This is a genomic window from Mycoplana ramosa (assembly GCF_041930185.1).
GTDB lineage: Bacteria > Pseudomonadota > Alphaproteobacteria > Rhizobiales > Rhizobiaceae > Mycoplana > Mycoplana ramosa.
Map to the genome: position 1 here is coordinate 199,361 of NZ_JBHEEW010000004.1, position 22,204 is coordinate 221,564.

Here is a 22,204-nt window from a genome sequence, read left to right on the forward strand (position 1 = left end):
CAGTGCGCCGCTAGAAACGGATTTGAATTGCCGTTTCGAGGGGGGTAAAAGCAACGGGCTGGCCGCAGCCGCAACATCACCGATGTATGCGGCGGGGCAGAACGGAGCTGTTAGCCAGTCTTCGCTGCGTCGCACGCTCCGCCACAGGGGCATCGCGCCGCAGATCGACCATAGAACGCCATTGCCGTTCGCCCGATGGCGCGGCACACCGGGTATTGCCATGCAGTTGTTTTCGATCCTGGCCGTCTATTTCATCATCTGGTGGTTGACGCTGTTCCTCGTCCTGCCCTTCGGGATGCGCACGCAGGCGGAAGAGAACGACGTGGTGCTCGGGACGACGGAAAGCGCGCCGTCGAAGTTCCGCGTTGGCAAGGTCATGCTGACCACCACGATCGTGGCTGCCGCGATTTATGCGGCCTGGTGGGTGCTGTCGGTCGAACTGGGCTATGGCATCGACTCGGTTCCGCAGATCTACCCCCGGTTCGATTGACCCTGCAGCATGCATTCCGATAGTGGGAACCGGATTCGGCACCCAGCCGGGCTAAAGCGTGACAAACGAATATGAATGGCGCGTTCGCCATGTGCGCTTGAGCGGAGTCGGGCCGCGGACCGTTCGCGGGTTTATGCCTACGCGCGGGAATGTCCGGGACACAGTCTGCAAAGCTGAAAAGTTGCCCATGGCGAAAGTCGCCCTTGCGATAGTCATCCCACCGTCATGGAAGCTGTCTAAAGCGTGTGTCCGAAAGCAATGGGCAAGGACATTCGGCTGCTCCACACCTGAAGCGCGGCAGGATTATCTCGAAGCGGCGTGCATCGGCGTGTGAAGTCAAAAAAAAACAAGGCTGAAAGCCTTGTTGTTAAAGTGTCGCGTGATCTTTATCCGTTGCCGGTGGCAGCGTCTGCGCGCGCCAAAGATCTGATCCTCCCAAGACTTGACCGCGAAATGGCAAGAATTTGTGCTCCCTGCCTGTTTTGTGGCGTGAAGCTAGCTCAAAGCTTCGGCGTTGTCATCTCGTTTTTTGCATATTTGACACACCGAGACGGAAAATTTTTTCCGTTGACCGAATTGTGATGGCTGCCGTTGCTTTTTCGCCCCTTTCGGAGCGAGACGCACGATCAGCACAGGTGGGTTGGTCGCAGTTGGTTGCAATCCTGCGGAGGCGCCCGGCACAAGCGATTGGAGCGCGGCGCCGCCGAATGAAGTTCTTGACTTGTTGATTTTGTTTCGATTTTCCTCGCCAATCGGAATCAGACGGACAGTTGTGCAATGCACGCCAGACTTTCAGCGCTTCTCGTCTCCCACCGTGGGAGCAATTTGTCATTGCAGTCATTCTTGTGAACGCGATCACGCTCGGGCTGGAAACGTCCGCAGTCGTGATGGCCGACTACGGGAGGCTTCTCCACCTCGTCGACCAGGTGATCCTCGGCTTTTTCGTCCTGGAGATCGGACTTCGGCTTTTCGCATTCCGATCGTCCTTCTTCCGGGACGCGTGGAGTCTCTTCGATTTTGCCATCGTGGCAATCGCGATGCTGCCGACGTCCGGTGCATTCTCGGTCCTCCGGGCCCTGCGCATCCTGCGGGTGCTGCGCCTGATCTCCGTCATTCCCTCGCTGCGCAAGGTCGTTGGCGGATTGATCGTCTCCCTGCCGGGGCTGGCATCGATCTTCGTCCTGATGATGCTTGTGTTCTATGTCTTCGCGGTGATGGCCACCAATCTCTATGGTGCGGCCTTCCCGGAGTGGTTCGGCACCATCGGCGCTTCCTACTACACGCTGTTCCAGATCATGACGCTGGAAAGCTGGTCGATGGATGTCGTGCGCCCGATCATGGCGGTCTATCCCTACTCGTGGGCCTTCTTCGTGCCGTTCATTGCCTGCACGGCCTTTACGGTACTCAATCTGTTCATCGGCGTGATCGTCTCGGCCATGCAGGATCAGCAAGAAACGGTCGCGGAGGTGGAGCGCGTGTCGATGCACACCGAGACGCGCCTTCTGCTCGACGAAATCCGGGCGCTTCGCGACGAAGTCCGGCAGTTGCGGCGCGAGCGCGAGTACGAACGCGCCTGAGGAAAACGGAGGGTCGGGTTCGACGATGCTGTTTGCTTCGCTGCAGCCGTGCGGGTTTCCTTCCGCCGGCGAAGCGTTTATGAACGCAACGAACCAACCTCTTTTCGCCCGATTCCCGAGCTAGGCGAAACCTGTCTTTTTGGAACCCGTCATGCGCCTTTCCCGCTTCTTCATGCCTATCCTCAAGGAAAATCCCAAGGAGGCGGAAATCGTCTCGCACCGGCTGATGCTGCGCGCGGGGATGATCAAGCAGCAGTCGGCTGGCATCTACACCTGGCTGCCGCTCGGCAAGCGCGTTCTCGACAAGGTCAATGCGATCATCCGAGAGGAGCAGAACCGTTCCGGCGCCATCGAGCTGTTGATGCCGACGCTGCAGTCGGCCGAACTCTGGCAGGAAAGCGGGCGCTACGATGCCTACGGCAAGGAGATGCTGCGCATCAAGGACCGTCAGGACCGGCCGATGCTCTACGGCCCGACCAACGAGGAGATGATCACCGATGTGTTCCGCTCCTACGTCAAGTCCTACAAGGATCTGCCGCTCAACCTCTATCACATCCAGTTGAAGTTCCGCGACGAGATCCGTCCGCGCTTCGGCACCATGCGCTCGCGCGAGTTCCTGATGAAGGACGCCTACTCGTTTGACCTGACCCGCGAAGGCGCCGAGCATGCCTATAACCGGATGTTTGCGGCCTACCTGCGCACCTTCACGCGCCTGGGCCTGCGCGCCATTCCGATGCGCGCCGACACCGGGCCGATCGGCGGCAATCTCAGCCATGAATTCATCATCCTCGCCGACACCGGCGAATCCGAGGTGTTCTGCCACAAGGACTTCCTCGGCTTCGACATTCCGGGCGAGGACACGAATTTCGACGACGTCGCCGGCCTGAAGGCGATCTTCGACAAGTGGACCTCGCGCTACGCTGCCACCTCCGAAATGCACGACGAGGCCGCGTTCAACGCCATCCCGGAAGCCGAGCGCGTCTCCGCCCGCGGCATCGAGGTCGGGCATATCTTCTACTTCGGCACGAAGTATTCGGAGGCCATGGGCGCCAAGGTGCAGGGACCGGACGGCAAGGAGCACACCGTGCATATGGGCTCCTACGGCATCGGGCCGACGCGCCTGGTGCCGGCGATCATCGAGGCTTCGCATGACGAGAATGGCATCATCTGGCCGAAGTCGGTGGCGCCTTTCGAGGTCGTCGTCATTAACATGAAGGCTGGCGATGCCGCCTGCGATGCGGCCAGCGAAACGCTGTATGGCGCGCTGTCGAAGGCCGGCGTCGACGTGCTCCTGGACGACAAGGACGAGCGGGCGGGCACGAAGTTTGCCACCGCCGACCTGATCGGTGCGCCGTTCCAGGTCATCGTCGGTCCGCGTTCGGTGGCTGCCGGCGAGGTCGAGCTGAAGGACCGCAAGACGGGAGCGCGCGAGACGCTGAGCGTGGATGCGGCAATCGCCCGTTTGACGGCCGGCGTTTGATCTGGATGTCGGAGCCGAACCGTCCGCAAGGAGCGTGCCGGCTCAAGCGGATACCGATTCCTCGCGCGCCCGGCCGGGCGCGCAGTGCAAATAGAGACTGATCCGGAGGCATCATGGCGGAAGCGACGGGCGAGGGCACCGTGGGACCGGCGGAAAAAACGCCCGCGATCCGGCCGTTTTCCGGGTTCGAGCGCATGGTTGCCTGGCGCTATCTGCGCTCGCGGCGAAAAGAGGCGTACATCTCGGTCATCGCGGGGTTTTCCTTCATCGGCATCATGCTGGGGGTCGCGACGCTGATCATCGTGATGGCGGTGATGAACGGTTTCCGGACAGAGCTGATTTCCCGCATCCTCGGCGTCAATGGCCACATGATCGTCCAGCCGATCGACGGCCCCTTCGACAATTACGCGGATCTGGCCGACAGGTTCTCCAAAGTCCCAGGTATCAAGGCGGCAATTCCGTTGGTGGAGGGGCAGACGCTGGCCTCCGGCAAGGGCGGCGCTGGAACCGGAGCGCTCGTGCGCGGCGTCCGCGCCGACGATCTGGTGAAGATGAAGGCCGTTTCCGACCATATCAAGTCGGGCGATCTCGTCGGCTTCGCGTCGGGAACCGGGCTTGCAATCGGCGCCCGCATGGCCGAGCAACTCGGCATCGTCGCCGGCGACTCGATCACGCTGGTCGCCCCCGAAGGCGACGTGACCCCGCTTGGTGTCAACCCCCGGGTGAAGACCTATCCGGTGTCGGCGATCTTCGAGATCGGCATGTCGGAATATGATGCGTCGATCATCTACATGCCGCTCGAGGAGGCGCAGCTCTATTTCAACGCCGACGGCCTGGTGCAGTCGATCGAATTGTTCGTCGACAATCCGGACGACGTGGACGCGCTGCGCCAGCCGATCGAGGCCGCCGCCGAGCGCCAGATCTATGTGACCGACTGGCGGCAGCGCAACCGGACGTTCTTTTCCGCACTGGAAGTCGAACGCAACGTCATGTTCATGATCCTGACGCTGATCGTCCTCGTCGCCGCGCTCAACATCATTTCCGGCCTGATCATGCTGGTGAAGGACAAGGGCAGCGACATCGCGATCCTGCGGACGATGGGCGCGACCTCGGGCGCCATCATGCGCATCTTCTTCATGACGGGGGCGACGATCGGCACCGTCGGCACGATTGCCGGTGTCGTTCTCGGCGTGGTGGTCTGCCTCAACGTGGAATCGATCCGGCAGTTCTTTTCCTGGCTTTCCGGACAGACCCTGTTCGACCCCGAACTTTATTTCCTCAGCCAGTTGCCGGCCGACATGAACCCGGGCGAGACGATCTCGATCGTCGTGATGGCGCTGGCGCTGTCGTTCCTGGCGACCATCTTCCCGGCCTGGCGCGCCTCGAAGCTCGATCCGGTCCAGGCCCTGCGGTACGAATAGGAAACCATCGATGAACGCGCGCGTCGCATTGCAGCTTTCCGGCGTGGAGCGCCATTACGGCCAGGGCGAAACGATCCTGAGCATTCTCAAGGGGGCGGACTTCGAGTTGCGCAGCGGCGAGACCGTCGCGATGGTTGCACCGTCGGGAACGGGCAAGTCGACGCTTCTGCACGTGGCGGGCCTGCTGGAGAAACCGGATGCCGGAGACGTCATCATCAATGGCCGCGCCTGCGCGGGTCTGAACGACGACCAGCGCACCGCGATCCGCCGCAACGACATCGGCTTCGTCTACCAGTTCCATCATCTTCTGCCGGAATTTTCCGCGCTGGAGAACATCATGATGCCGCAGCTGATCGCGGGGCTGCCCAAGGCGGAGGCACGGGAGCGGGCGCGCCAGTTGCTCGACTACATGCGGATCGGCCATCGCGCCGAGCATCGGCCGTCGGAACTGTCGGGCGGCGAACAGCAGCGCGTGGCGATCGCCCGCGCCGTTGCCAATGCGCCGCTCGTGTTGCTCGCCGACGAGCCGACCGGCAACCTCGACCCGGAAACGGCTGGCTATGTCTTCGAGGCGCTGGAGGCACTCGTTCGTCAGTCGGGTCTGGCTGCATTGATTGCGACCCACAACCACGAGCTCGCATCCCTCATGGATCGCCGCGTGACGATAGAGGATGGCAAGGTCCGAGAGATGACCTGACGGGATCCGGCGGTCCGGTACCGTCGGCGGCAGCCTCGCCGCCGCTTCGCAACGGCAGTACCCCGCCTTGGAATCGAAGCCGTCCTATTGCGATCCGAAGCCGCAAGCCTTCCGGCCGATCTCGTCGCTCCAGTCCTCGTAAGCGATCTGGGCACCCGCCGTGGTGATCGGCTTTCCGTTCGCGGTCCCCTTGCCGGTCAGCACGTTGAGGTCGCATGCGCGCGTGTTGTCGTTGTCGAGGGTGTCGTAGGACGAGTAGGTGTAGCCGGCGACGATGAAGCGGCCGCCGCGATAGGCGAGCGTCAGGCTCTGGCTCCAGCGATCCCGCCCGATCGAGCTGTTCTGCGACGTCAGCTTGATCGACCCGTTCGCCAGCGCCGCGACTGTGGGCTCCTGGCCGAACATCGTGAGGTTGCCCGAGATCTTGTTGGGGGCTGAGACCTTCAGTGCCAGGCGCGATTCGCCCGGATTGGCGAGGTAGATGAAGACGGCGTTGTCCTCGTCGCTGCCCTCGGCCGGGCGGGCGATCAGCGCCAGGTCGGTATTGCCGTCCCTGTCCCAGTCACCGGTTGCCGCCGCGACGATCCGGTCCGCGGGAAAGTCCTCGGCCGCGGCGACGCATGGCGCCAGCAGAACCATCAAGAGTGGCAGCACACGTTTCATCCGGTCACCCCGCGTCGATCGGCAAGCAGCTTAGGAAATTGTGTCGATGCGGTCCAGCTGCGACCCCAGGAGGCAGAGTCGGATAGATCTGCCAGAGATGGGCTTGACGACGGAACAAAACAAGAACAAAATGGCTCCGTGTTGAGAAAGGGAGACCTACGATGACCGAATTCATGCGTGATGTCGCAGCTTTTGCCTCCATTGCGATGTTTGTCGCGAGCCTGTCGGTGCTCGCCCTCGGCTTGTAGGGCATTCGGTTACGGCGGCGCCCGTTGTCCGATCGAGCCGGATCGGCAACAGGGGATAAATGCCTTCCGCCCGGTGTCCGGCTGGACTTTCCCGGCAGGAATCCGCTTATCCTTCCCGCTTGTTGAATCGAGGTGGCGAGCATGGCGGAAATGGCGGCGACGGAAGCAGGGCGCGGCGAGGTGCAGTTCGTGCATCTGCGCGTGCATTCGGCCTATTCGCTGCTCGAGGGCGCGCTGCCGATCAAGAAGATACTCGGCAAGGCCGTCAGCGACGGCCAGCCGGCGATCGCAATCACAGACACGAACAACCTGTTCGCGGCCCTCGAGTTCTCACAGAAGGCGGTGGCCGATGGCATCCAGCCGCTGATCGGATGCCAGCTCGCAATCGACATGGAAGACGAGGGTGAGGGGGAGCGGCGCAGTCCGGCGCAGTCGCTTGCCAAGCTGCCGTCCCTCGTCATTCTGGTTGCCACGGATGCCGGCTACGCGCGGTTGATGGATCTTGTCAGTCGCGCCTATCTCGAGGGCGAGGGGGGCCATGCGATCCACATTCGGCGGTCTTGGCTCGATGACGGCACGGAGGGGCTGATTGCACTGACCGGGGCATCCACCGGACCGGTCGACATGGCGCTCGCTGCCGGGCAGCCCGCGATGGCCGAGGATCGGCTAAGGGAGCTCAAGCATCGGTTCGGCAACCGGCTTTATCTGGAACTGCAGCGCCACGCCGGCTATGACCGGCGGCACGAGCGACGGATGATCGAACTGGCCTATGCGCACGACGTGCCGCTGGTGGCGACGAATGAACCCTTCTTCCCGTCGCCGGACGACTATGAGGCGCATGACGCGTTGATGGCGGTGGCGCATAACGCCATGGTGTCGGACGACAATCGCTTCCGGCTGTCTCCAGACCACTACCTGAAGGGCCGGGCTGAGATGGCGGAATTGTTCGCCGATCTGCCCGAGGCGTTGGACAATACCGTCGAGATCGCCCGGCGCTGTTCGTTCGTGCTGAAGACCCGTGCACCGATCCTGCCAAGGTTCACCGGCGCCACGGCCGATCCCGAGGAAGCCGAGCGGGCCGAGGCGGCGGAACTGCGTCGTCAGGCGGTGGAGGGGCTGGAGCGGCGCATGGCCGCGCTCGGCCTTTCGACAGGCTTCAGCGAGCAGGACTACCGCGAGCGGCTGGACTTCGAGCTCGGCGTCATCGAACGCATGAAGTTCCCCGGCTACTTCCTCATCGTTGCCGACTTCATCAAATGGGCCAAGGAGCAGAACATTCCCGTCGGTCCAGGACGTGGCTCGGGCGCCGGCTCGCTGGTGGCCTATGCGCTGACGATCACCGACGTCGACCCCTTGCGCTTCTCGCTGCTGTTCGAACGCTTCCTCAATCCGGAACGCGTCTCGATGCCGGACTTCGACATCGACTTCTGCCAGGACCGGCGCGAAGAGGTGATCCGTTACGTCCAGCGCAAGTACGGCCGCGAGCAGGTGGCGCAGATCATCACCTTCGGCTCGTTGCAGGCGCGCGCCGCACTGCGTGACGTGGGCCGCGTGCTCGAAATGCCGTATGGCCAGGTCGACAAGATCTGCAAGCTGGTCCCGAACAATCCGGCCAATCCCACCCCGCTGTCGAAGGCGATCGAGGAGGAGCCGAAGCTGCAGGAAGAGGCGGAGAAGGAGCCGGTTGTCGGACGCCTGCTCGACATCGCCCAGAAGATCGAGGGTCTCTACCGGCACGCCTCGACGCACGCCGCGGGCATCGTGATCGGCGACCGGCCGCTGTCGCAGCTCGTGCCGATGTACCGCGATCCCCGCTCCGACATGCCGGTCACCCAGTTCAACATGAAGTGGGTCGAGCAGGCGGGGCTGGTGAAGTTCGACTTTCTCGGGCTGAAGACGCTGACGGTTCTGAAGACGGCCGTCGACTTTGCCCGCAAGCGCGACATCGAGATCGATCTCGGCAGCCTGCCGCTGGACGACAAGCTCACCTACGAGATGCTCTCGCGCGGCGAAACGGTCGGCGTGTTCCAGGTGGAAAGTGCCGGCATGCGCAAGGCGCTGATCGGCATGCGGCCCGACTGCATCGAGGACATCATCGCGCTGGTCGCGCTCTACCGCCCGGGGCCGATGGAGAACATTCCGGTCTACAACGCCCGCAAGCACGGCGAAGAGGAGATCGAATCGATCCATCCGATGATCGACCATCTCCTGAAGGAGACCCAGGGCGTGATCGTCTACCAGGAGCAGGTGATGCAGATCGCCCAGGTCCTGTCCGGATACTCGCTCGGCGAAGCCGACCTTCTGCGCCGCGCCATGGGCAAGAAGATCAAGGAGGAGATGGACAAGCAGCGCGCCCGTTTCGTCGACGGTGCGATGAAGAACGGCGTGTCCAAGCCGCAGGCGGATCTGATTTTCGACCTGCTCGCCAAGTTCGCCAACTACGGCTTCAACAAGTCGCACGCTGCCGCCTACGCGATCGTGTCCTACCAGACGGCCTATCTGAAGGCGCATTACCCTTGCGAGTTCCTCGCCGCGTCGATGACCTACGACATGGCCAACACCGACAAGCTGAACGATTTCCGCCAGGACGCCGCTCGGCTTGGCATCAAGGTCGTTCCGCCGTCGATCCAGACGTCCTACGCCCATTTCGAGACCGGCGAGAACTGCATCTACTATGCACTGGCGGCGATCAAGGGCGTGGGCGAATCGGCCGTGCAGCACATCGTTGAGGCGCGCGGCGATCGCCCGTTCGAAAGCCTGGAGGATTTTTGCCTGCGGATCGACCCGAAGCAGGTCAATCGCCGGGTTTTCGAGAGCCTGATCTGCGCCGGCGCCTTCGACTGCTTCGGCCACGACCGCGGGGCCTTGATCGCCGGCCTCGACCGCATCATCGGTTACGCCCAGCGGGCGCAGGAGAACAAGGCCAGCGGCCAGAGCGACATGTTCGGCACGGGTGCGGCAACCGGGCCGGAGACGATTGCCTTTCCGTCATATTCGCCATGGCTGGCGTCGGAGAAGCTGCACCGCGAATTCCAGGTGCTCGGGTTCTATCTCTCCGCCCACCCGCTCGACACGTATAATGCGATGCTTGCCAAGATGCGGGTGCAGAATTTCGCCGACTTCGCCGTCGCCGTGAAGCAGGGCGCTACGGCGGGCCGGCTGGCGGGCACCGTGACATCGAAGCAGGAACGCAAGACCCGCACCGGCAACAAGATGGGGATCGTCGCGTTCTCGGACGCGTCCGGCCAGTTCGAGGCGGTGCTGTTTTCCGAAATGCTGCACCAGTATCGCGACTTGCTCGAGCCGGGCAAGTCGCTGGTGATGACGGTGCAGGCGGAGGAGCGCCCCGAGGGAATCGGCCTGCGGATCCAGACGCTGCGCTCGCTGGAGGAGGAGGCGCTGCAGCAGCAGAAGGCGCTGCGGGTCTATGTCCGCGATTCTGGGCCGTTGCGCTCGATCGCCGCCCACCTCAACGCCAAGGGCGACGGCCTGGTGTCCTTCATCGTCATCAAGGACGACGGCCAGCGGGAGATCGAGGTGGAACTGAGCGAGCGCTATCGCATCTCGCCGGAGATCGCCGCCGCCCTGCGCTCCGCGCCCGGTGTCATCGATGTGGAGATGGTCTGACGGCGGCGTCGGCGACGCTGGGCGGCCCAAATGCACAAACGTGCCGGTTTGCACGCTGCACAGAATCATGGAATTGAGCGCGGATAGTATTGCTTCCCGTGTGTTGCGGTCAGCCGAATTATCCTATTCACAGAGCGGTGCGCCGCGTGCCCAGCTAGAAGCTTCAGCGCACAAAACTTGAGGTGCCAGGTACATGCAGATCGAGGAAAAGGGTTCTGGGAATGTCATTAATGTTGCTGGTCCGCGCTCTCGCGCCGTGACGATCACTGTCACCGGAAACAACAATCGCATCAGTGTTGGAAATTTTTCAACCGGTGGGCTCTCGATTACCGTCGATGGCGATGGTTGTGAGATCCACTTGGGCAATCTGCGGTTTGCGAAGAAATTGAGTGTTCTCGCCAAGGCCGGCGCCAAGGTGTCCATCGGAGACAAGACCTCAGTGATGAATGCGTCGATCTTTGCGATCGGTTCTCAAGTGTCTATCGGACAGGATTGCATGCTTTCGTTCCCGGTGAACATCCGGACGCATGATGGTCACGGAATTTACGACATTCACACAGGGAACATGGTCAATCAGGCGGGTCCGGTCGAGATCGGTGATCATGTCTGGATCGGCATGCAATCAATTGTTTGCCGAGGAACCAGGATCGGGAACGGCTCCATAATCGGGGCAAGGTCCTATGTCCAGAACATGACCGTTCCCGCGTGCAGCATTGCGGCAGGATCCCCCGCGCGTATCCTGAAACATGACGTGACATGGGATCGTTCCATGGCCGGAAACCTTTTCGACGAGACCGCCATGATATCCGGCGACATTCTCTCGTTGCTCACCGATCAGCACGACAAGGTGTCATGACAGACGCGGCGGTGCTGGTTTCGTACGATGGTGAGCTTCCGCCTGTATCCGCCGTTCCGTTCACGGTGTCCGATTGGCATTTGAGTGTGAGAACCTGAAGTGCACAAAAAAATGCGTCGTGCAGACCTTTTAAACAGCGCCTTGCCAAGCTATTGAAATTGCAAGTGCGGACGTGGCGAAACTGGTAGACGCAAGGGACTTAAAATCCCTCGGAGTGATCCGTACGGGTTCGACCCCCGTCGTCCGCACCAAGATCAGACGTTAGAGAACGGCTGCGATCGCCCGCCGCTTCAAGGGGCGATCGAAAACTTCTGGTCGGAGAGGGCAACGGCGCCGCTGAGGGCGTCGCGAAAGCGGTAGCGCAGAACATAGTCGCCCGCGGGAGGGCCCTCGACGTTCAGCGTCAGCTTGGCGAAGACCTCCTGGTTGCGCACGAACCCGCGGAAGGTGAACGAGCCGAAGGCCTTCTGCTCGGCAAGCGTGTCGCCCTTGTTGTTCAGGAGCTCGAGGTCAACCGTGAACTGCGCCTCCATCCGCCCGTCCTCGATCGGCCGCCAACTGAGACCGACGGGCTCGACATAGGAGATCAGCGGCTCTCCCGGCTTGTAGGTGGAGGTTGGCCGCGGCGTATACATGCCGTAACCCTCGGGCGGCTCGGCCACGAACGCGGCCTTGCCGATCGTGAAGGGAAGCGTTGCGGCAAAGATGCCGAACGCGTCGCGCATCGTGCCGTGGGCCCCGACCGGATCGCCGGAGGTTGCCAGTTGCTCCGCCCTCGTCGCCGCCTCGACCAGAGGACCGGCCTGCGACACCGACCCCCACAAGCCGGCCGCGACGGCAAGCGACATCAACACACAAGGCTTGGCTGGCATGCGGCTCCCCCGGATCGTTGTCCGCGAAGGATGCGCAGGTGCCGGCAGGCAGTCAAGGAGGTGCTTTCAGCTCTTCCAGAACAGCGGCGTCAGGATGACGAGCACGGTCAACACCTCGAGGCGGCCGAGCAGCATCATCAGCGACAGGACGTAGAGGGAGGCGTCGTCAAAGGTGGAGAAATTGCCGGCTGGACCGACGACGGGGCCGATTCCCGGGCCGACGTTCGAGAGCGCGGTGACGACCGAGGAGAGCGCAGTTAGGACATCATGGCCAAGGGCGCTGAGCGCCACGCTGCCGATGACCCAGAGCAGCAGGTAGGTGCAGAAGAACAGGAACACGGTCCGCTGAGTGTCCTGTTCCACGGTAATTTTGCCGTAGCGCACGGCATGAATGCCGTTCGGATAGATCAGCTTGTAGAGGCCCGAGCGGATCGAGTTGAAGATGATGACAAAGCGATAGGCCTTTATGCCGCCGGCGGTCGAACCCGCGCATCCGCCCATGAAGGTGGCGAAGAGGCAAAGCGCGGCCACGAACGGACCCCATTGTGTATAGTCCTGGCTCGCCATGCCGGTTGTCGACAGGATCGACGCCATGGTGAAAAAGGAATGGGTAATGGCGTCGTGAAAATCCACGCCGTTGGCGATCCGGTGGTAAATGGCAATGGCGATCGCAAAGGCGGCGAGATAGCCGAGGAAGACGACGATCTGCGGATCGCGCAGCGTGTCGAGCCTGCCGCGCACCACCAGGACGATCAGGATCGAGAACGGCAGGCTGCACACGGTCATGAAGAACGTACCGGCCCACAAGAGCGCCGAATTGTTGAAGTAACCGAACGAGGCGTCATGCGTCGAAAAACCACCGGTCGCAACGGTCGACATGGCGTGATTGATCGCGTCGAAGCGGCTCATGCCCAGAACGTTGTAGGTGATCGCGCAGACAAGCGTGATGCCGATATAAACCACGATGAAGGCACGGGTGTAGGTCGCTATGCGGGCAAAGGGCTTTTCGTTCGTCTCCGATGATTCCATCTTGAAGAAAGACATGCCGCCGACACGCAGATACGGCATGACGAACAGGCCGAGCGCAACGATTCCGATGCCGCCCAGCCAGTGTAGCATCGAGCGCCACATCAGCAGTCCCGGCGGCGCATGATCAAGCCCGACGATCACGGTGGAACCGGTGGTGGTGATGGCGGAGACCGCCTCGAACAGCGCCTGGGAGAAGTCCAGGTCGATCGATGAGAGCCACAGCGGGATGGCGCCCACCAGCGAAAAGACCACCCACAGCAGGTTGACGAGCAGGAAGCCCATTTTCTTGGTGAAAGGCGGTGGACCGGCCTGGGTCGCCGCCGCGGTGATCAGCGAGAAGCCGCCCACGACGACAGCCGAGATCAGAAAATTCTTCCAGTCGTGATGGCCATAGTAGAGATTGACGGCGACAGGTATCAGCATCGACAGCGACAGATAGAGGCCGCAGGTGGCTGCGATGTTGATGGCGGAGCGGTAGATCGTGGCGTTCAAGGGGCATCTCGTTGTAGTTGGCACGATCCGCTTCTGAAAGGGCGGTGGCCTCCGCGGCTGCGATATGCAATAGCGGGAGCCAGAGGCAAACTCAAGAACGGCAGCAAGGCCATGAAACAGGATGTGGATCGCGCAACTAAAGCCGTGCGCACACTTTTTCCCGAAACGCCGCTTCAGTTGAACGAGCATCTGAGTGCGCGTTACGACGCGCGGATCTTCCTCAAACGAGAGGATCTGACGCCGGTCAGGTCCTACAAGATCCGCGGCGCCTTCAATTTCTTCCGCAAGGTCCTTGCCGGGGGAAAGAAGGCGGCGTCGTTCGTCTGCGCGTCGGCCGGCAACCATGCCCAGGGCTTTGCCTTCGTATGCCGGCATTTCGGCGTACAGGGGGTCGTTTTCATGCCGGTGACCACGCCGCAGCAGAAGATCGACAAGACGCGGATATTTGGTGGCGACTTCGTGCAGATCCGTCTCGTAGGCGACATTTTCGATCAGTGCTATCAGGCCGCGCAGGAGCATGCGCGCGACAGCGGCGCGGTAATGGTGCCGCCCTTCGACCATCCGGACATCATCGAGGGGCAGGCGACCGTCGCCGCCGAGATCCTGGCGCAACTCGGCGATGATCTCCGGCCGGATCTGGTGGTTCTGCCGGTCGGGGGTGGCGGACTGGCGGCGGGCGTCACCGGGTATATGGAGGATCGCGTCGCCCCGGAAGGCTTTCTCTTCTGTGAACCGGAAGGAGCGCCGAGCCTGCGCCGGAGCCTGGAGGCGGGCGGGGTGGTTACGCTCGATCAGGTCGACAATTTCGTGGACGGCGCCGCAGTCGGGCGCATCGGCGATCTGAACTTCGAATCGCTCAGGAAATTCAAGCCGGATCAGGCGATGCTCCTGTCGGAGAACGCGATCTGTGTGACGATCATCGACATGCTCAACGTGGAAGGCGTGGTGCTGGAGCCGGCCGGCGCGCTCTCGATCACCGCGCTGGAAGCACTTGGCCGGGAGAGACTGCAGGGCAAGACGGTCGTCGCCGTCGTTTCCGGCGGCAACTTCGATTTCGAGCGGCTGCCGGACGTCAAGGAACGGGCGATGCGGCATCGCGGCTTGAAGAAGTACTTCATCCTGCGCATGGCTCAGCGCCCAGGCGCCTTGCGGGATTTCCTCAATCTGCTCGGCCCCGAGGACGACATCTCCCGCTTCGAATATCTGAAGAAGTCGGCGCGGAATTTCGGCTCGATCCTGATCGGCATCGAGACGAAGTCGCCCGAAAACTTTGCGCTTCTCAAGCAGGCGTTCGATCGCGCGGGCCTGCGATATCAGGACATTACGGAGAACGAGATTCTGTCGAACCTGATCATCTGACCGGCACATGGTCGTTGACAGCGGGGCACGCTGTGCTACCACTCCGCCATGGCATCGTTTCTATCAAGGCTTTTCGGCCGGTCGGGCAAGACCGACGCTCCCACGGTAACGCCGGAGGAGAAGGAGATCTACAAGGATCTCGTTCTCGTCGCGACGCCGATGGCGGAGGGGTCGCAGTTCCGGCTTGCAGGCCGGATTGAAAAACAGGAAGGCGACGTCCTCCTCGTTCGCACCTTCATTCGCGCCGACCTCTTTACCAGCCGCGACGACACGGTCGCTGCCGCCTTTCGCAAGGCCCGCCAGATCGCCGACCAGAGTGGCACCTCGCTCTTCGCCGACGGGGCGCAGTCGCGATCGGTCTGAGGGCTGGCGCGGTCTCCGGCTGCCGGCGATGACGCTCCCGCAAGCTGGTCCAATTATAGTCTGAAGCAGATCACCATCGGGCGACCGCTGGGCGGTGGTCAGACGCCGACATTCGGGCGATCGATGATCTCGCGCAGCGCGAAGCTCGAATTGATCTTGACCACGTGCGGCAAGGCGGAAAGCCAGTCGCGGTGGATCCGTTCGTAGTCGGCAAGGTCTTTTGCCGCGACCCGCAGGATATAGTCGTATTCGCCTGACATGAGATAGCAGACGAGGACGTTCGGACACAGTTTGACGGCCGTCTCGAACTCGGCGAGCGTCTTGGCGAACTGTCCGGAGAGCGAGATATGCACGATGGCGATCATCGTGTAGTCGAGCGCCTTCTGCGACAGGTGGGCATGGTAGCCACTGATGACGCCGGATTTCTCCAGGATGTCGAGACGGCGCGAGCAGGCGGACGGCGACAGCCCGACGCGCTCGGCAAGTTCGGCGTTCGAGATGCGCCCGGATTGCTGGAGAATCCGCAGCATCGCAGTATCTATTGTATCGAGTGCATTCAACGCCATTTCCTTCGAGAGAAGACTGGGCTTGCACAAGGATATGCGAAAATGCCGATCCATTCCAAGATTCTTCGCAAGGACATTGCGCGGGAGTTCTGATCCAATCTTCAGATCCGCAGGGAGTGGCGGACCATCATGATTGGCACACGAATGGAGAGAGGAACGCAAGAATGCGTGTCGGATGCCCGAAGGAAATCAAGAACCATGAATATCGTGTCGGCCTGACGCCGGGTGCTGTGCGCGAATATGTGGCACATGGACACGAGGTGATGGTCGAAACCAAGGCTGGCGCCGGGATCGGCGCCGACGACGACGCCTACCGCGCCGCCGGCGCCCGGATCGTGACGACGGCGAAGGAGATCTTCGAGAAGGCCGATATGGTCGTCAAGGTGAAGGAGCCGCAGCCCGGCGAATGGGCACAGCTCCGCGAAGGTCAGATCCTCTATGCCTATCTTCATCTCGCGCCGGATCCGGATCAGGCTGCGGGGTTGCTCAAATCCGGCGTCACCGCGGTCGCCTATGAGACCGTGACGGACGATCGCGGCGGTCTTCCGCTGTTGGCGCCGATGTCGGAGGTGGCCGGACGACTGTCGATCCAGGCCGGCGCGACCGCCCTGCAAAAGGCGAATGGCGGGCGCGGAATTCTTCTTGGCGGTGTACCCGGTGTCGAGCCGGCGCGCGTTGCGATCCTCGGGGGCGGCGTCGTCGGCTTGCATGCGGCGAAGATGGCGGCGGGTCTCGGGGCGGATATCACCATTCTCGACCGGTCGATTCCGCGTCTGCGCCAGCTCGACGACATCTTCAACGGCCGGGTCCATACGCGCTATTCGACGATCGATGCGATCGAGGAGGAGGTTTTCGCCGCCGATCTCGTCATCGGCGCGGTCCTGATCCCAGGTGCGGCGGCGCCCAGGCTCGTCACCCGCGAAATGCTGTCGGCGATGAAGAAGGGCTCGGTGATTGTCGACGTGGCCATCGATCAGGGCGGCTGCTTCGAAACCTCGCATGCCACGACCCATTCCGAACCGACCTTCGAGGTCGACGGCGTCATCCACTACTGCGTGGCCAACATGCCAGGCGCGGTGCCGATCACCTCGGCCCAGGCGCTCAACAACGCAACCCTCCACTATGGTTTGCAACTGGCCGACAAGGGGTTGAAGGCGATCGCCGAAGACCGGCATTTGCGCGCGGGTCTCAATGTCCACCGCGGCCGCATCGCCAACAAGGCGGTGGCCGAAGCGCTCGGCTACGAGTTGGTCTCCCCGGAGGCGGTCCTGAACGTGGCGTAGCCTTACGGTTGCGGATCCACGGGCCTTTGCCCGTGGACACGCCGACAACCATGGTGTGCCGCCATTATGTCCGCTCGACCTTGCATTGATAGCAATTGTTGCGGGCCGAGCGGATATGAACATAGGCGATCTCCGACCGGGCCAGCAGCGTCTCCGCGTAGGCCGGGATTTCCTCCGTCGGCGTCACCGCGCCGGTGCCGTAGACGATCCGGTCGTCCGCATCATAGCCGCGTACGATATAGTCGCGGCTGTCGAGAATCGATGGCACCCCGGCGCCCGAAAATGCCGCGCAAGGTTCGGCGTGGAGGAAGATCGGCCCGGTCTCGGCATAGGGCTGCAACTCCGGGAAGGGCCTGTGTGCCAGGACGAGATAGGGCTCTCCGGCGCGCACCCCTTCGAGGCAATGGCGGCAGGGTACGCCATCACCGTCCGAAATCCGGCGTTCCGGACGCATGCCGTATGAGTCGGTGCCGCCATCCCATAACGCTGCGGCGGTTTCGGTCGGGACGGGCAGAAAACGGATGGCCATGACTGTTCTCCGGCTGTCGATCCGATCACCATCGTCCAGGTCCATGGCCGGCGACACCCGTTTTCTGCCGCTTGCGCTTTTAGACCTCTAGACGCCGCGGTATCAGACCGGTCTGACGAAAAGCAGGTCGCATTGCTGGAGCAGGCTGATCGGATCGGCGTCGGGCTCGGCAAGGCAGAGGTCGATCATCGTCCGGGTTATGTTAAGATAGTAGGCCTCGTTCCGCATTGCCGCGCGGATGATGCGGACATTGGCCTCCAGTTGCCGCGTTGCCGCCTCCCGCACCGGGCGGTGCGGCAGCAGTTGCCCGATCTTCAACAGTCGATTTTTGCGGGTCACGTGGCGCACCCGGTCCTGCCGGGCAAGGGCGAGGCGCGCTGCGGCGGCGAAAACGAGGTCGCGGCCGCACTGCCTCCAGACTTGCCGGAGTTGCGGGGAACAGGAAGTGAGGTAGGCGCGCATAAGAATGCGCCGCTTCTGCCCCCTTCGGCAGAAGGGGCGCAGCAGGGTCGCGGCGAGTTCGATGCCCGAAAGGTCATAGGCGAGCAGTTCGTAGTCGATCAGGCCGATCGACTGATCGTCGTTCTGGATGATGTTGTTGCCGAAGAGATCCCCATGGGTGAGCTGCGTGGCGGGCAGTCGACGCAGCCGGTCCATGCTTTCCCGGATCCAGGTTCGATGCTTGTCGCTCAGTTGCGTTTCGGCGGCGAGATAGGCCTCATGCGGCAGCTTCGGCTGCCTTCGCTCGAACAGGGCGCGCTGCGGCGGCCCCTCGAGCGAATACAGCTTTGCAAGCGTTTGCCCCAGGGAGATGAGGCCGTCGCGATTCGGGTTATTGGGAAGTGGGCGTCCCGGCAGATAGGAAAGCGCAAGCCAATGGCCGTGGCGCAGATATTGTCCGAAGGACGATGTCCGCGCACAGACCGATTGAACGGCGATTCCGGCGCCGGCAAGTCTGTGGATCGTCTGCTCGAAATGTTCCATCGTCCGCTTGGTGCGGAACCGGTAGAGGACGTACTTCTGTTGGTTCAGCTCGACAATGCGCTTGCGAATGTTGAAACGCCACTTCGAATGCAGGACGTCGGCTTGCCCGGCGAGCAATTCGCTTATGCTGGGATGGCGATTGATCATGCTGAAGCGATGCGTCCTGATGTCGTGCGCTCCAGTGTCGGTAGGCTTTGTCCGGAGCTGTGATCGGCTCCGTATATGACCTAAACGCGCAGCCGTTTCCAGCCGTGGCAAGCAGCATCCCACCTTTCTTGACGGCGCGACCGCATGAAACAGGCTGCGGCCGTTGAGCCGACCTGGGATCGAGACGCGCGATTGCCTGCGAGGTCAGCCGCGCCGTGCAAGCTCAAGCAGCTCAGCATCGGACAGCGGCAGGATTGTCGCCTCGCGCGTGCTGACGGGGGAAAAGCCGAACATCTGGTAGAGCTGCAACGCGCGTGGATGATCGAGATTGTTCGTGGTAACGGTCAGCAACGCCGGATCGGTCGACCAGGCGGCATAGAGTGTCTGGAGCAGGAACCATTTCCCCAGCCCGAGCCCCAGCGCGTGTTCGAACAGGCCGAAATGTACCAGTTCCATCCTCTCGGCGTCGTGCTGGAACAGCTCGAAGAAGCCGGCCGGCGCCCCGTCGACATAGAGCACCGTCACATTGGTGCGGCGATCGTTGAGAATCGCGGCCAGGGTCTCCTCGTCCATCCTCAACCGCTCCACCCAGTGCCAGCGCCTACCGACCTGGGTGTAGAGGAAGCGATAGAACGCTGTCGGTATCTTGGGAACGCGCATGATGGCGGTCTGGATGTTGACCGGCACCGGTAGGCTTTGCTTCGGCGGTGCGCTCATGCGCAATTCGGTGATGTGGACCGGCATCGGAGCCGGCTGCTTGCGCAATGTCATGGCGTCAGCCTTATCCCGTCACCACCGGCGTGTCGGCCCGACCGCCCCATTCCGACCACGAGCCGTCGTAGAGCGTATTGTTCTCGTGGCCGAGGGAATGAAGGGCGAGCGTGATGATGGCGGCCGTGATCCCCGAGCCGCAGGTGGTCACGACCGGTTCGTCCAGGTCGATCCCGGCGCTGTCGAACGCTGCCTTGAGCGCGTCCAGGTCCTTCAGCCTGCCGTCGACCGAGAAAATGCCCGATGGCATGCTGCGTGCGCCCGGCATGTGTCCGGCGCGCATGCCGGCGCGCGGTTCCGGCTCCTCGCCGGTGAAGCGCCCGGCTGCGCGGGCGTCGGCGATCTGGCGGGAGCCTGACGACACGATGTCGTGCATCTCGTCGAAGGATGTCACTGCCGCCGGATTGAAATGCGGGCGAAAATGCCCCGGCGCCGGCTCCGGCAGATCGGTCTCGAGCGGCCGGCCTTCCTTCTTCCACCCGTCGAGGCCGCCGTCCAGGACGTAGACGTTCTTGGCGCCCATCGTTCGCAACAGCCACCACACGCGCGGTGCCGTGAAGATCCCCGGACCGTCGTAGACGACGATCGTGTCGGTATCGGAGATCCCGAGCTTCTCAATGGCGCTGGCGAATTCCTCAGGCGAGGGGATGCTGTGCGGCAGGCCGGTGGAATGATCGGCGATGGCGTCCTGATCGTAGAAGACGGCGCCTGGAATGTGCCCGGCCGCATACTCGGCGGCGCCGTTGCGGTTCTGTGCCGGAAGATACCAGGATGCGTCGATGATCCTGAATTCCGGCGCGCCGAGCTGCTTTTGCACCCAATCGGCGGTGACGACGTATTTGCTTCTGGCGGCTGTCACGAATGGTCCTCCTCAAGCCGCCGATGTTGGCGAGCCGAACTGGATGCGGAAGCGGCGGTTTTCCTTGCCCTTCTTCTCGATCTTCGAGATGTGGATGGCGCCGACCTCCTGTGTTTCGGAGACGTGCGTACCGCCGCAGGGTTGGCTGTCGATCGCCGAGTTCTCCCCGATGCACACGAGGCTGACCCGCCCCATCCCCATCGGCGGACGGACGTTCTTCGATTTCACAATGCCCGGATTGGCGGCAAGTTCCGCATCGGTGATCCACTGCACGTAGACAGGGTGGTTGGCAGCCACCAGCGCCATCAGCTTTTCCGTGACCTCATCCCTGTCGATCGTTTCGCTCATGTCGAAATCGACCCGGCTTTCCTCCTCGCCCACTGCGGCGCCGGTGATCGGAAACGGGCAGACGACGGAAAGGAGGTGGCAGGCGGTGTGCATGCGCATCAGCCGGTAGCGGCGGGGCCAGTCGATATGGAGCACCAGCTTTTCGCCGACGATCGGCAGCGGCGCGCCCTCCAGCGGCCGATGGACGATGATGTCTTTCGTCGCCCCGTGCACGGTTGGGCCGAGTGCGATCCGGCTGCCGTCGGCACGCTCGAAGAAGCCGGTATCCCCCGGCTGGCCGCCTGAGGTTGCGTAGAAGCAGGTCTGGTCGAGCTCGATGCCGCCGTCCTCGTGAACCGCCGTCACCACCGCCTCAGTCGTCGAAAGATAGAAGTCGTCACGAAAGAGCGGGGCAACGGGCTGGGTCATGGATCATTCAACGGCCTGGTAGGGGACTTTGATCCTCGATGTCGCCGTCAGCCAGCCCGGGACGGGCAGGCCCTTCGAATCGAGAAAGTCCGGATTGAACAGTTTGGACTGGTATCGGTTACCATAGTCACAGAGGATCGTCACGATCGTGTGCCCCGGGCCGAGGTCCTTCGCCATCCGGATCGCGCCGGCGATGTTGATGCCCGACGAGCCGCCCACGCACAGGCCCTCGTGCTCGATCAGGTCGAAGACGAGCGGGACCGCCTCGGAATCGGGGATCTGGTAGGCGTAATCCGGGGTGAATCCCTCCAGGTTGGCGGTGATCCGGCCCTGTCCGATTCCCTCCGTGATGGAACTGCCGGAGGCCTTCAGTTCCCCGTGCGCGTAATAGTTATAGAGAGCCGCGCCTTCGGGATCGGCAAGCCCGATCTTGATGGCCGGGTTCTTCGCGCGCAGGCCCGCCGCCACACCGGCAAGCGTGCCGCCGGAACCGACAGCGCAGATGAAACCGTCGACCTTGCCGTCGGTATCGCGCCAGATTTCCGGAGCGGTCGTATGGATGTGGGCTTCGCGATTGGCGACGTTGTCGAACTGGTTGGCCCAGATTGCCCCGTTGGGTTCCGTCTTTGCAAGTTCGTCCGCCAGCCGGCCGGAAAGCTTCACGTAGTTGTTCGGGTTCTTGTACGGCACGGCGGGCACTTCGATGAGTTCGGCGCCAAGCAGTTTCAGCGCGTCCTTCTTTTCCTGGCTCTGCGTTTCCGGGATGACGATCACGGTGCGGTAGCCCAGCGCCTGTGCGACCATCGCAAGACCGATGCCGGTGTTTCCGGCGGTGCCCTCGACGATCACTCCGCCCGGACGCAATTGGCCGGCCTTCTCCGCCGCGCGGATGATCCACAGGGCCGCGCGGTCCTTGACCGACTGGCCCGGATTGAGGAATTCGGCTTTGCCGAGGATCGTGCAACCGGTCGCGTCGGAGGCGCCTTTCAGCCGGATCAGCGGCGTGTTGCCGATTGCGTCCAACACCGAAGAAAGAATAGCCATGGCCTGCGAACCTCGCATTTTGCATCTAGATTAGGCAGCGACTTTTCGGACCGCAAGCAATGCTTTGCAAGAAAATCCGTTCCCTGTCTCC

At 62.4% G+C, this 22,204-nt stretch carries 20 protein-coding genes and 1 tRNA gene; 11 read left to right on the forward strand and 10 right to left on the reverse strand.

The features are described from left to right. Window positions 1-220 precede the first annotated feature (220 nt). The 5 genes from JNC62_RS07000 (at window position 221) to JNC62_RS07020 (ending at window position 5,665) form a co-directional block, all read left to right on the forward strand. Entirely contained in the window at window positions 221-490 is a 270-nt protein-coding gene (locus JNC62_RS07000; protein WP_374837257.1) for a DUF1467 family protein, read from the forward strand. An 845-nt stretch (window positions 491-1,335) separates the two neighbouring features. Further along, the gene (locus JNC62_RS07005; RefSeq protein WP_374837259.1) at window positions 1,336-2,067 is read left to right on the forward strand and encodes an ion transporter; all 732 of its coding nucleotides are present in this window, start codon (window positions 1,336-1,338) and stop codon (window positions 2,065-2,067) included. Window positions 2,068-2,218: 151 nt separating this feature from the next. Beyond that, window positions 2,219-3,547, forward strand: coding sequence for a proline--tRNA ligase (gene proS, locus JNC62_RS07010; protein ID WP_374837261.1), 1,329 nt, complete (start codon window positions 2,219-2,221; stop codon window positions 3,545-3,547). Between the two features lie 113 nt (window positions 3,548-3,660). Next, window positions 3,661-4,968: a lipoprotein-releasing ABC transporter permease subunit gene (locus tag JNC62_RS07015; protein WP_374837263.1), complete on the forward strand. Its 1,308-nt coding sequence runs from the start codon at window positions 3,661-3,663 to the stop codon at window positions 4,966-4,968. 10 nt (window positions 4,969-4,978) lie between these two features. Beyond that, the gene (locus JNC62_RS07020; protein ID WP_374837265.1) at window positions 4,979-5,665 is read left to right on the forward strand and encodes an ABC transporter ATP-binding protein; all 687 of its coding nucleotides are present in this window, start codon (window positions 4,979-4,981) and stop codon (window positions 5,663-5,665) included. An 84-nt stretch (window positions 5,666-5,749) separates the two neighbouring features. On the opposite strand, the gene JNC62_RS07025 is transcribed toward JNC62_RS07020, so the two are convergent. After that, the gene (locus JNC62_RS07025) at window positions 5,750-6,328 is read right to left on the reverse strand and encodes a hypothetical protein (RefSeq protein WP_374837267.1); all 579 of its coding nucleotides are present in this window, start codon (window positions 6,326-6,328) and stop codon (window positions 5,750-5,752) included. Between the two features lie 389 nt (window positions 6,329-6,717). On the opposite strand from JNC62_RS07025, the gene dnaE reads away from it, so the two are divergent. The 3 genes from dnaE to JNC62_RS07040 all read left to right on the forward strand — a co-directional run bounded on the left by dnaE (window position 6,718) and on the right by JNC62_RS07040 (window position 11,310). Further along, the gene (dnaE, locus tag JNC62_RS07030; protein ID WP_374837269.1) at window positions 6,718-10,203 is read left to right on the forward strand and encodes a DNA polymerase III subunit alpha; all 3,486 of its coding nucleotides are present in this window, start codon (window positions 6,718-6,720) and stop codon (window positions 10,201-10,203) included. 193 nt (window positions 10,204-10,396) lie between these two features. Beyond that, window positions 10,397-11,059, forward strand: coding sequence for an acyltransferase (locus tag JNC62_RS07035; protein WP_374837271.1), 663 nt, complete (start codon window positions 10,397-10,399; stop codon window positions 11,057-11,059). 166 nt (window positions 11,060-11,225) lie between these two features. Next, window positions 11,226-11,310, forward strand: a tRNA-Leu gene (locus JNC62_RS07040). A gap of 39 nt (window positions 11,311-11,349) precedes the next feature. Here the strand turns inward: JNC62_RS07040 and JNC62_RS07045 are convergent. Further along, on the reverse strand, window positions 11,350-11,931 hold the full coding sequence (locus JNC62_RS07045; RefSeq protein ID WP_374837273.1) for a hypothetical protein: 582 nt from the start codon (window positions 11,929-11,931) through the stop codon (window positions 11,350-11,352). 66 nt (window positions 11,932-11,997) lie between these two features. Continuing rightward, complete coding sequence (locus tag JNC62_RS07050; RefSeq protein WP_374837275.1) at window positions 11,998-13,452, reverse strand: TrkH family potassium uptake protein; 1,455 nt, start codon at window positions 13,450-13,452, stop codon at window positions 11,998-12,000. A gap of 111 nt (window positions 13,453-13,563) precedes the next feature. Here JNC62_RS07050 and ilvA point away from each other — a divergent pair, with 111 nt between their 5' ends. Continuing rightward, window positions 13,564-14,811 (forward strand): threonine ammonia-lyase, encoded by a 1,248-nt coding sequence (gene ilvA / locus JNC62_RS07055; RefSeq protein ID WP_374837277.1) that lies wholly within the window; start codon window positions 13,564-13,566, stop codon window positions 14,809-14,811. 48 nt (window positions 14,812-14,859) lie between these two features. Continuing rightward, the gene (locus JNC62_RS07060) at window positions 14,860-15,174 is read left to right on the forward strand and encodes an HlyU family transcriptional regulator (protein ID WP_374837279.1); all 315 of its coding nucleotides are present in this window, start codon (window positions 14,860-14,862) and stop codon (window positions 15,172-15,174) included. A 98-nt stretch (window positions 15,175-15,272) separates the two neighbouring features. Here the strand turns inward: JNC62_RS07060 and JNC62_RS07065 are convergent, their stop codons facing one another. Beyond that, window positions 15,273-15,734 carry an Lrp/AsnC family transcriptional regulator gene (locus tag JNC62_RS07065; RefSeq protein WP_374837281.1) on the reverse strand — a complete coding sequence of 154 codons (462 nt, stop codon included), beginning with the start codon at window positions 15,732-15,734 and terminating at the stop codon, window positions 15,273-15,275. 170 nt (window positions 15,735-15,904) lie between these two features. Here JNC62_RS07065 and ald point away from each other — a divergent pair, with 170 nt between their 5' ends. Beyond that, entirely contained in the window at window positions 15,905-17,023 is a 1,119-nt protein-coding gene (gene ald / locus JNC62_RS07070; protein WP_374837283.1) for an alanine dehydrogenase, read from the forward strand. 64 nt (window positions 17,024-17,087) lie between these two features. On the opposite strand, the gene JNC62_RS07075 is transcribed toward ald, so the two are convergent. From JNC62_RS07075 to JNC62_RS07100, 6 genes are all read right to left on the reverse strand, one after another. Next, window positions 17,088-17,552 carry a DUF1203 domain-containing protein gene (locus JNC62_RS07075; protein ID WP_374837285.1) on the reverse strand — a complete coding sequence of 155 codons (465 nt, stop codon included), beginning with the start codon at window positions 17,550-17,552 and terminating at the stop codon, window positions 17,088-17,090. Between the two features lie 102 nt (window positions 17,553-17,654). Next, window positions 17,655-18,683, reverse strand: a complete 1,029-nt coding sequence (locus JNC62_RS07080; RefSeq protein ID WP_374837286.1) for a phosphotransferase enzyme family protein — start codon at window positions 18,681-18,683, stop codon at window positions 17,655-17,657. A 204-nt stretch (window positions 18,684-18,887) separates the two neighbouring features. Then, on the reverse strand, window positions 18,888-19,454 hold the full coding sequence (locus JNC62_RS07085) for a GNAT family N-acetyltransferase (RefSeq protein ID WP_374837288.1): 567 nt from the start codon (window positions 19,452-19,454) through the stop codon (window positions 18,888-18,890). Between the two features lie 10 nt (window positions 19,455-19,464). Continuing rightward, the gene (sseA, locus tag JNC62_RS07090) at window positions 19,465-20,313 is read right to left on the reverse strand and encodes a 3-mercaptopyruvate sulfurtransferase (RefSeq protein ID WP_374837290.1); all 849 of its coding nucleotides are present in this window, start codon (window positions 20,311-20,313) and stop codon (window positions 19,465-19,467) included. A gap of 12 nt (window positions 20,314-20,325) precedes the next feature. Further along, window positions 20,326-21,069, reverse strand: a complete 744-nt coding sequence (locus JNC62_RS07095) for an alanyl-tRNA editing protein (RefSeq protein ID WP_374837292.1) — start codon at window positions 21,067-21,069, stop codon at window positions 20,326-20,328. Between the two features lie 3 nt (window positions 21,070-21,072). After that, window positions 21,073-22,113 carry a cysteine synthase A gene (locus JNC62_RS07100; protein WP_374837294.1) on the reverse strand — a complete coding sequence of 347 codons (1,041 nt, stop codon included), beginning with the start codon at window positions 22,111-22,113 and terminating at the stop codon, window positions 21,073-21,075. Between the last annotated feature and the right edge of the window lie 91 nt (window positions 22,114-22,204).

Excerpts from the sequence above, each read along its gene's own strand:
- JNC62_RS07035 (WP_374837271.1), top strand. The coding sequence starts at position 10,397 with ATGCAGATCGAGGAAAAGGGTTCTGGGAATGTCATTAATGTTGCTGGT.
- JNC62_RS07080 (WP_374837286.1), bottom strand. The coding sequence starts at position 18,683 with ATGATCAATCGCCATCCCAGCATAAGCGAATTGCTCGCCGGGCAAGCC.
- JNC62_RS07100 (WP_374837294.1), bottom strand. The coding sequence starts at position 22,113 with ATGGCTATTCTTTCTTCGGTGTTGGACGCAATCGGCAACACGCCGCTG.
- ald (WP_374837283.1), top strand. The coding sequence starts at position 15,905 with ATGCGTGTCGGATGCCCGAAGGAAATCAAGAACCATGAATATCGTGTC.
- JNC62_RS07020 (WP_374837265.1), top strand. The coding sequence starts at position 4,979 with ATGAACGCGCGCGTCGCATTGCAGCTTTCCGGCGTGGAGCGCCATTAC.
- JNC62_RS07085 (WP_374837288.1), bottom strand. The coding sequence starts at position 19,454 with ATGACATTGCGCAAGCAGCCGGCTCCGATGCCGGTCCACATCACCGAA.
- proS (WP_374837261.1), top strand. The coding sequence starts at position 2,219 with ATGCGCCTTTCCCGCTTCTTCATGCCTATCCTCAAGGAAAATCCCAAG.
- JNC62_RS07095 (WP_374837292.1), bottom strand. The coding sequence starts at position 21,069 with ATGACCCAGCCCGTTGCCCCGCTCTTTCGTGACGACTTCTATCTTTCG.
- ilvA (WP_374837277.1), top strand. The coding sequence starts at position 13,564 with ATGAAACAGGATGTGGATCGCGCAACTAAAGCCGTGCGCACACTTTTT.
- JNC62_RS07025 (WP_374837267.1), bottom strand. The coding sequence starts at position 6,328 with ATGAAACGTGTGCTGCCACTCTTGATGGTTCTGCTGGCGCCATGCGTC.
- JNC62_RS07075 (WP_374837285.1), bottom strand. The coding sequence starts at position 17,552 with ATGGCCATCCGTTTTCTGCCCGTCCCGACCGAAACCGCCGCAGCGTTA.
- JNC62_RS07000 (WP_374837257.1), top strand. The coding sequence starts at position 221 with ATGCAGTTGTTTTCGATCCTGGCCGTCTATTTCATCATCTGGTGGTTG.
- JNC62_RS07015 (WP_374837263.1), top strand. The coding sequence starts at position 3,661 with ATGGCGGAAGCGACGGGCGAGGGCACCGTGGGACCGGCGGAAAAAACG.
- JNC62_RS07045 (WP_374837273.1), bottom strand. The coding sequence starts at position 11,931 with ATGCCAGCCAAGCCTTGTGTGTTGATGTCGCTTGCCGTCGCGGCCGGC.
- JNC62_RS07060 (WP_374837279.1), top strand. The coding sequence starts at position 14,860 with ATGGCATCGTTTCTATCAAGGCTTTTCGGCCGGTCGGGCAAGACCGAC.
- dnaE (WP_374837269.1), top strand. The coding sequence starts at position 6,718 with ATGGCGGAAATGGCGGCGACGGAAGCAGGGCGCGGCGAGGTGCAGTTC.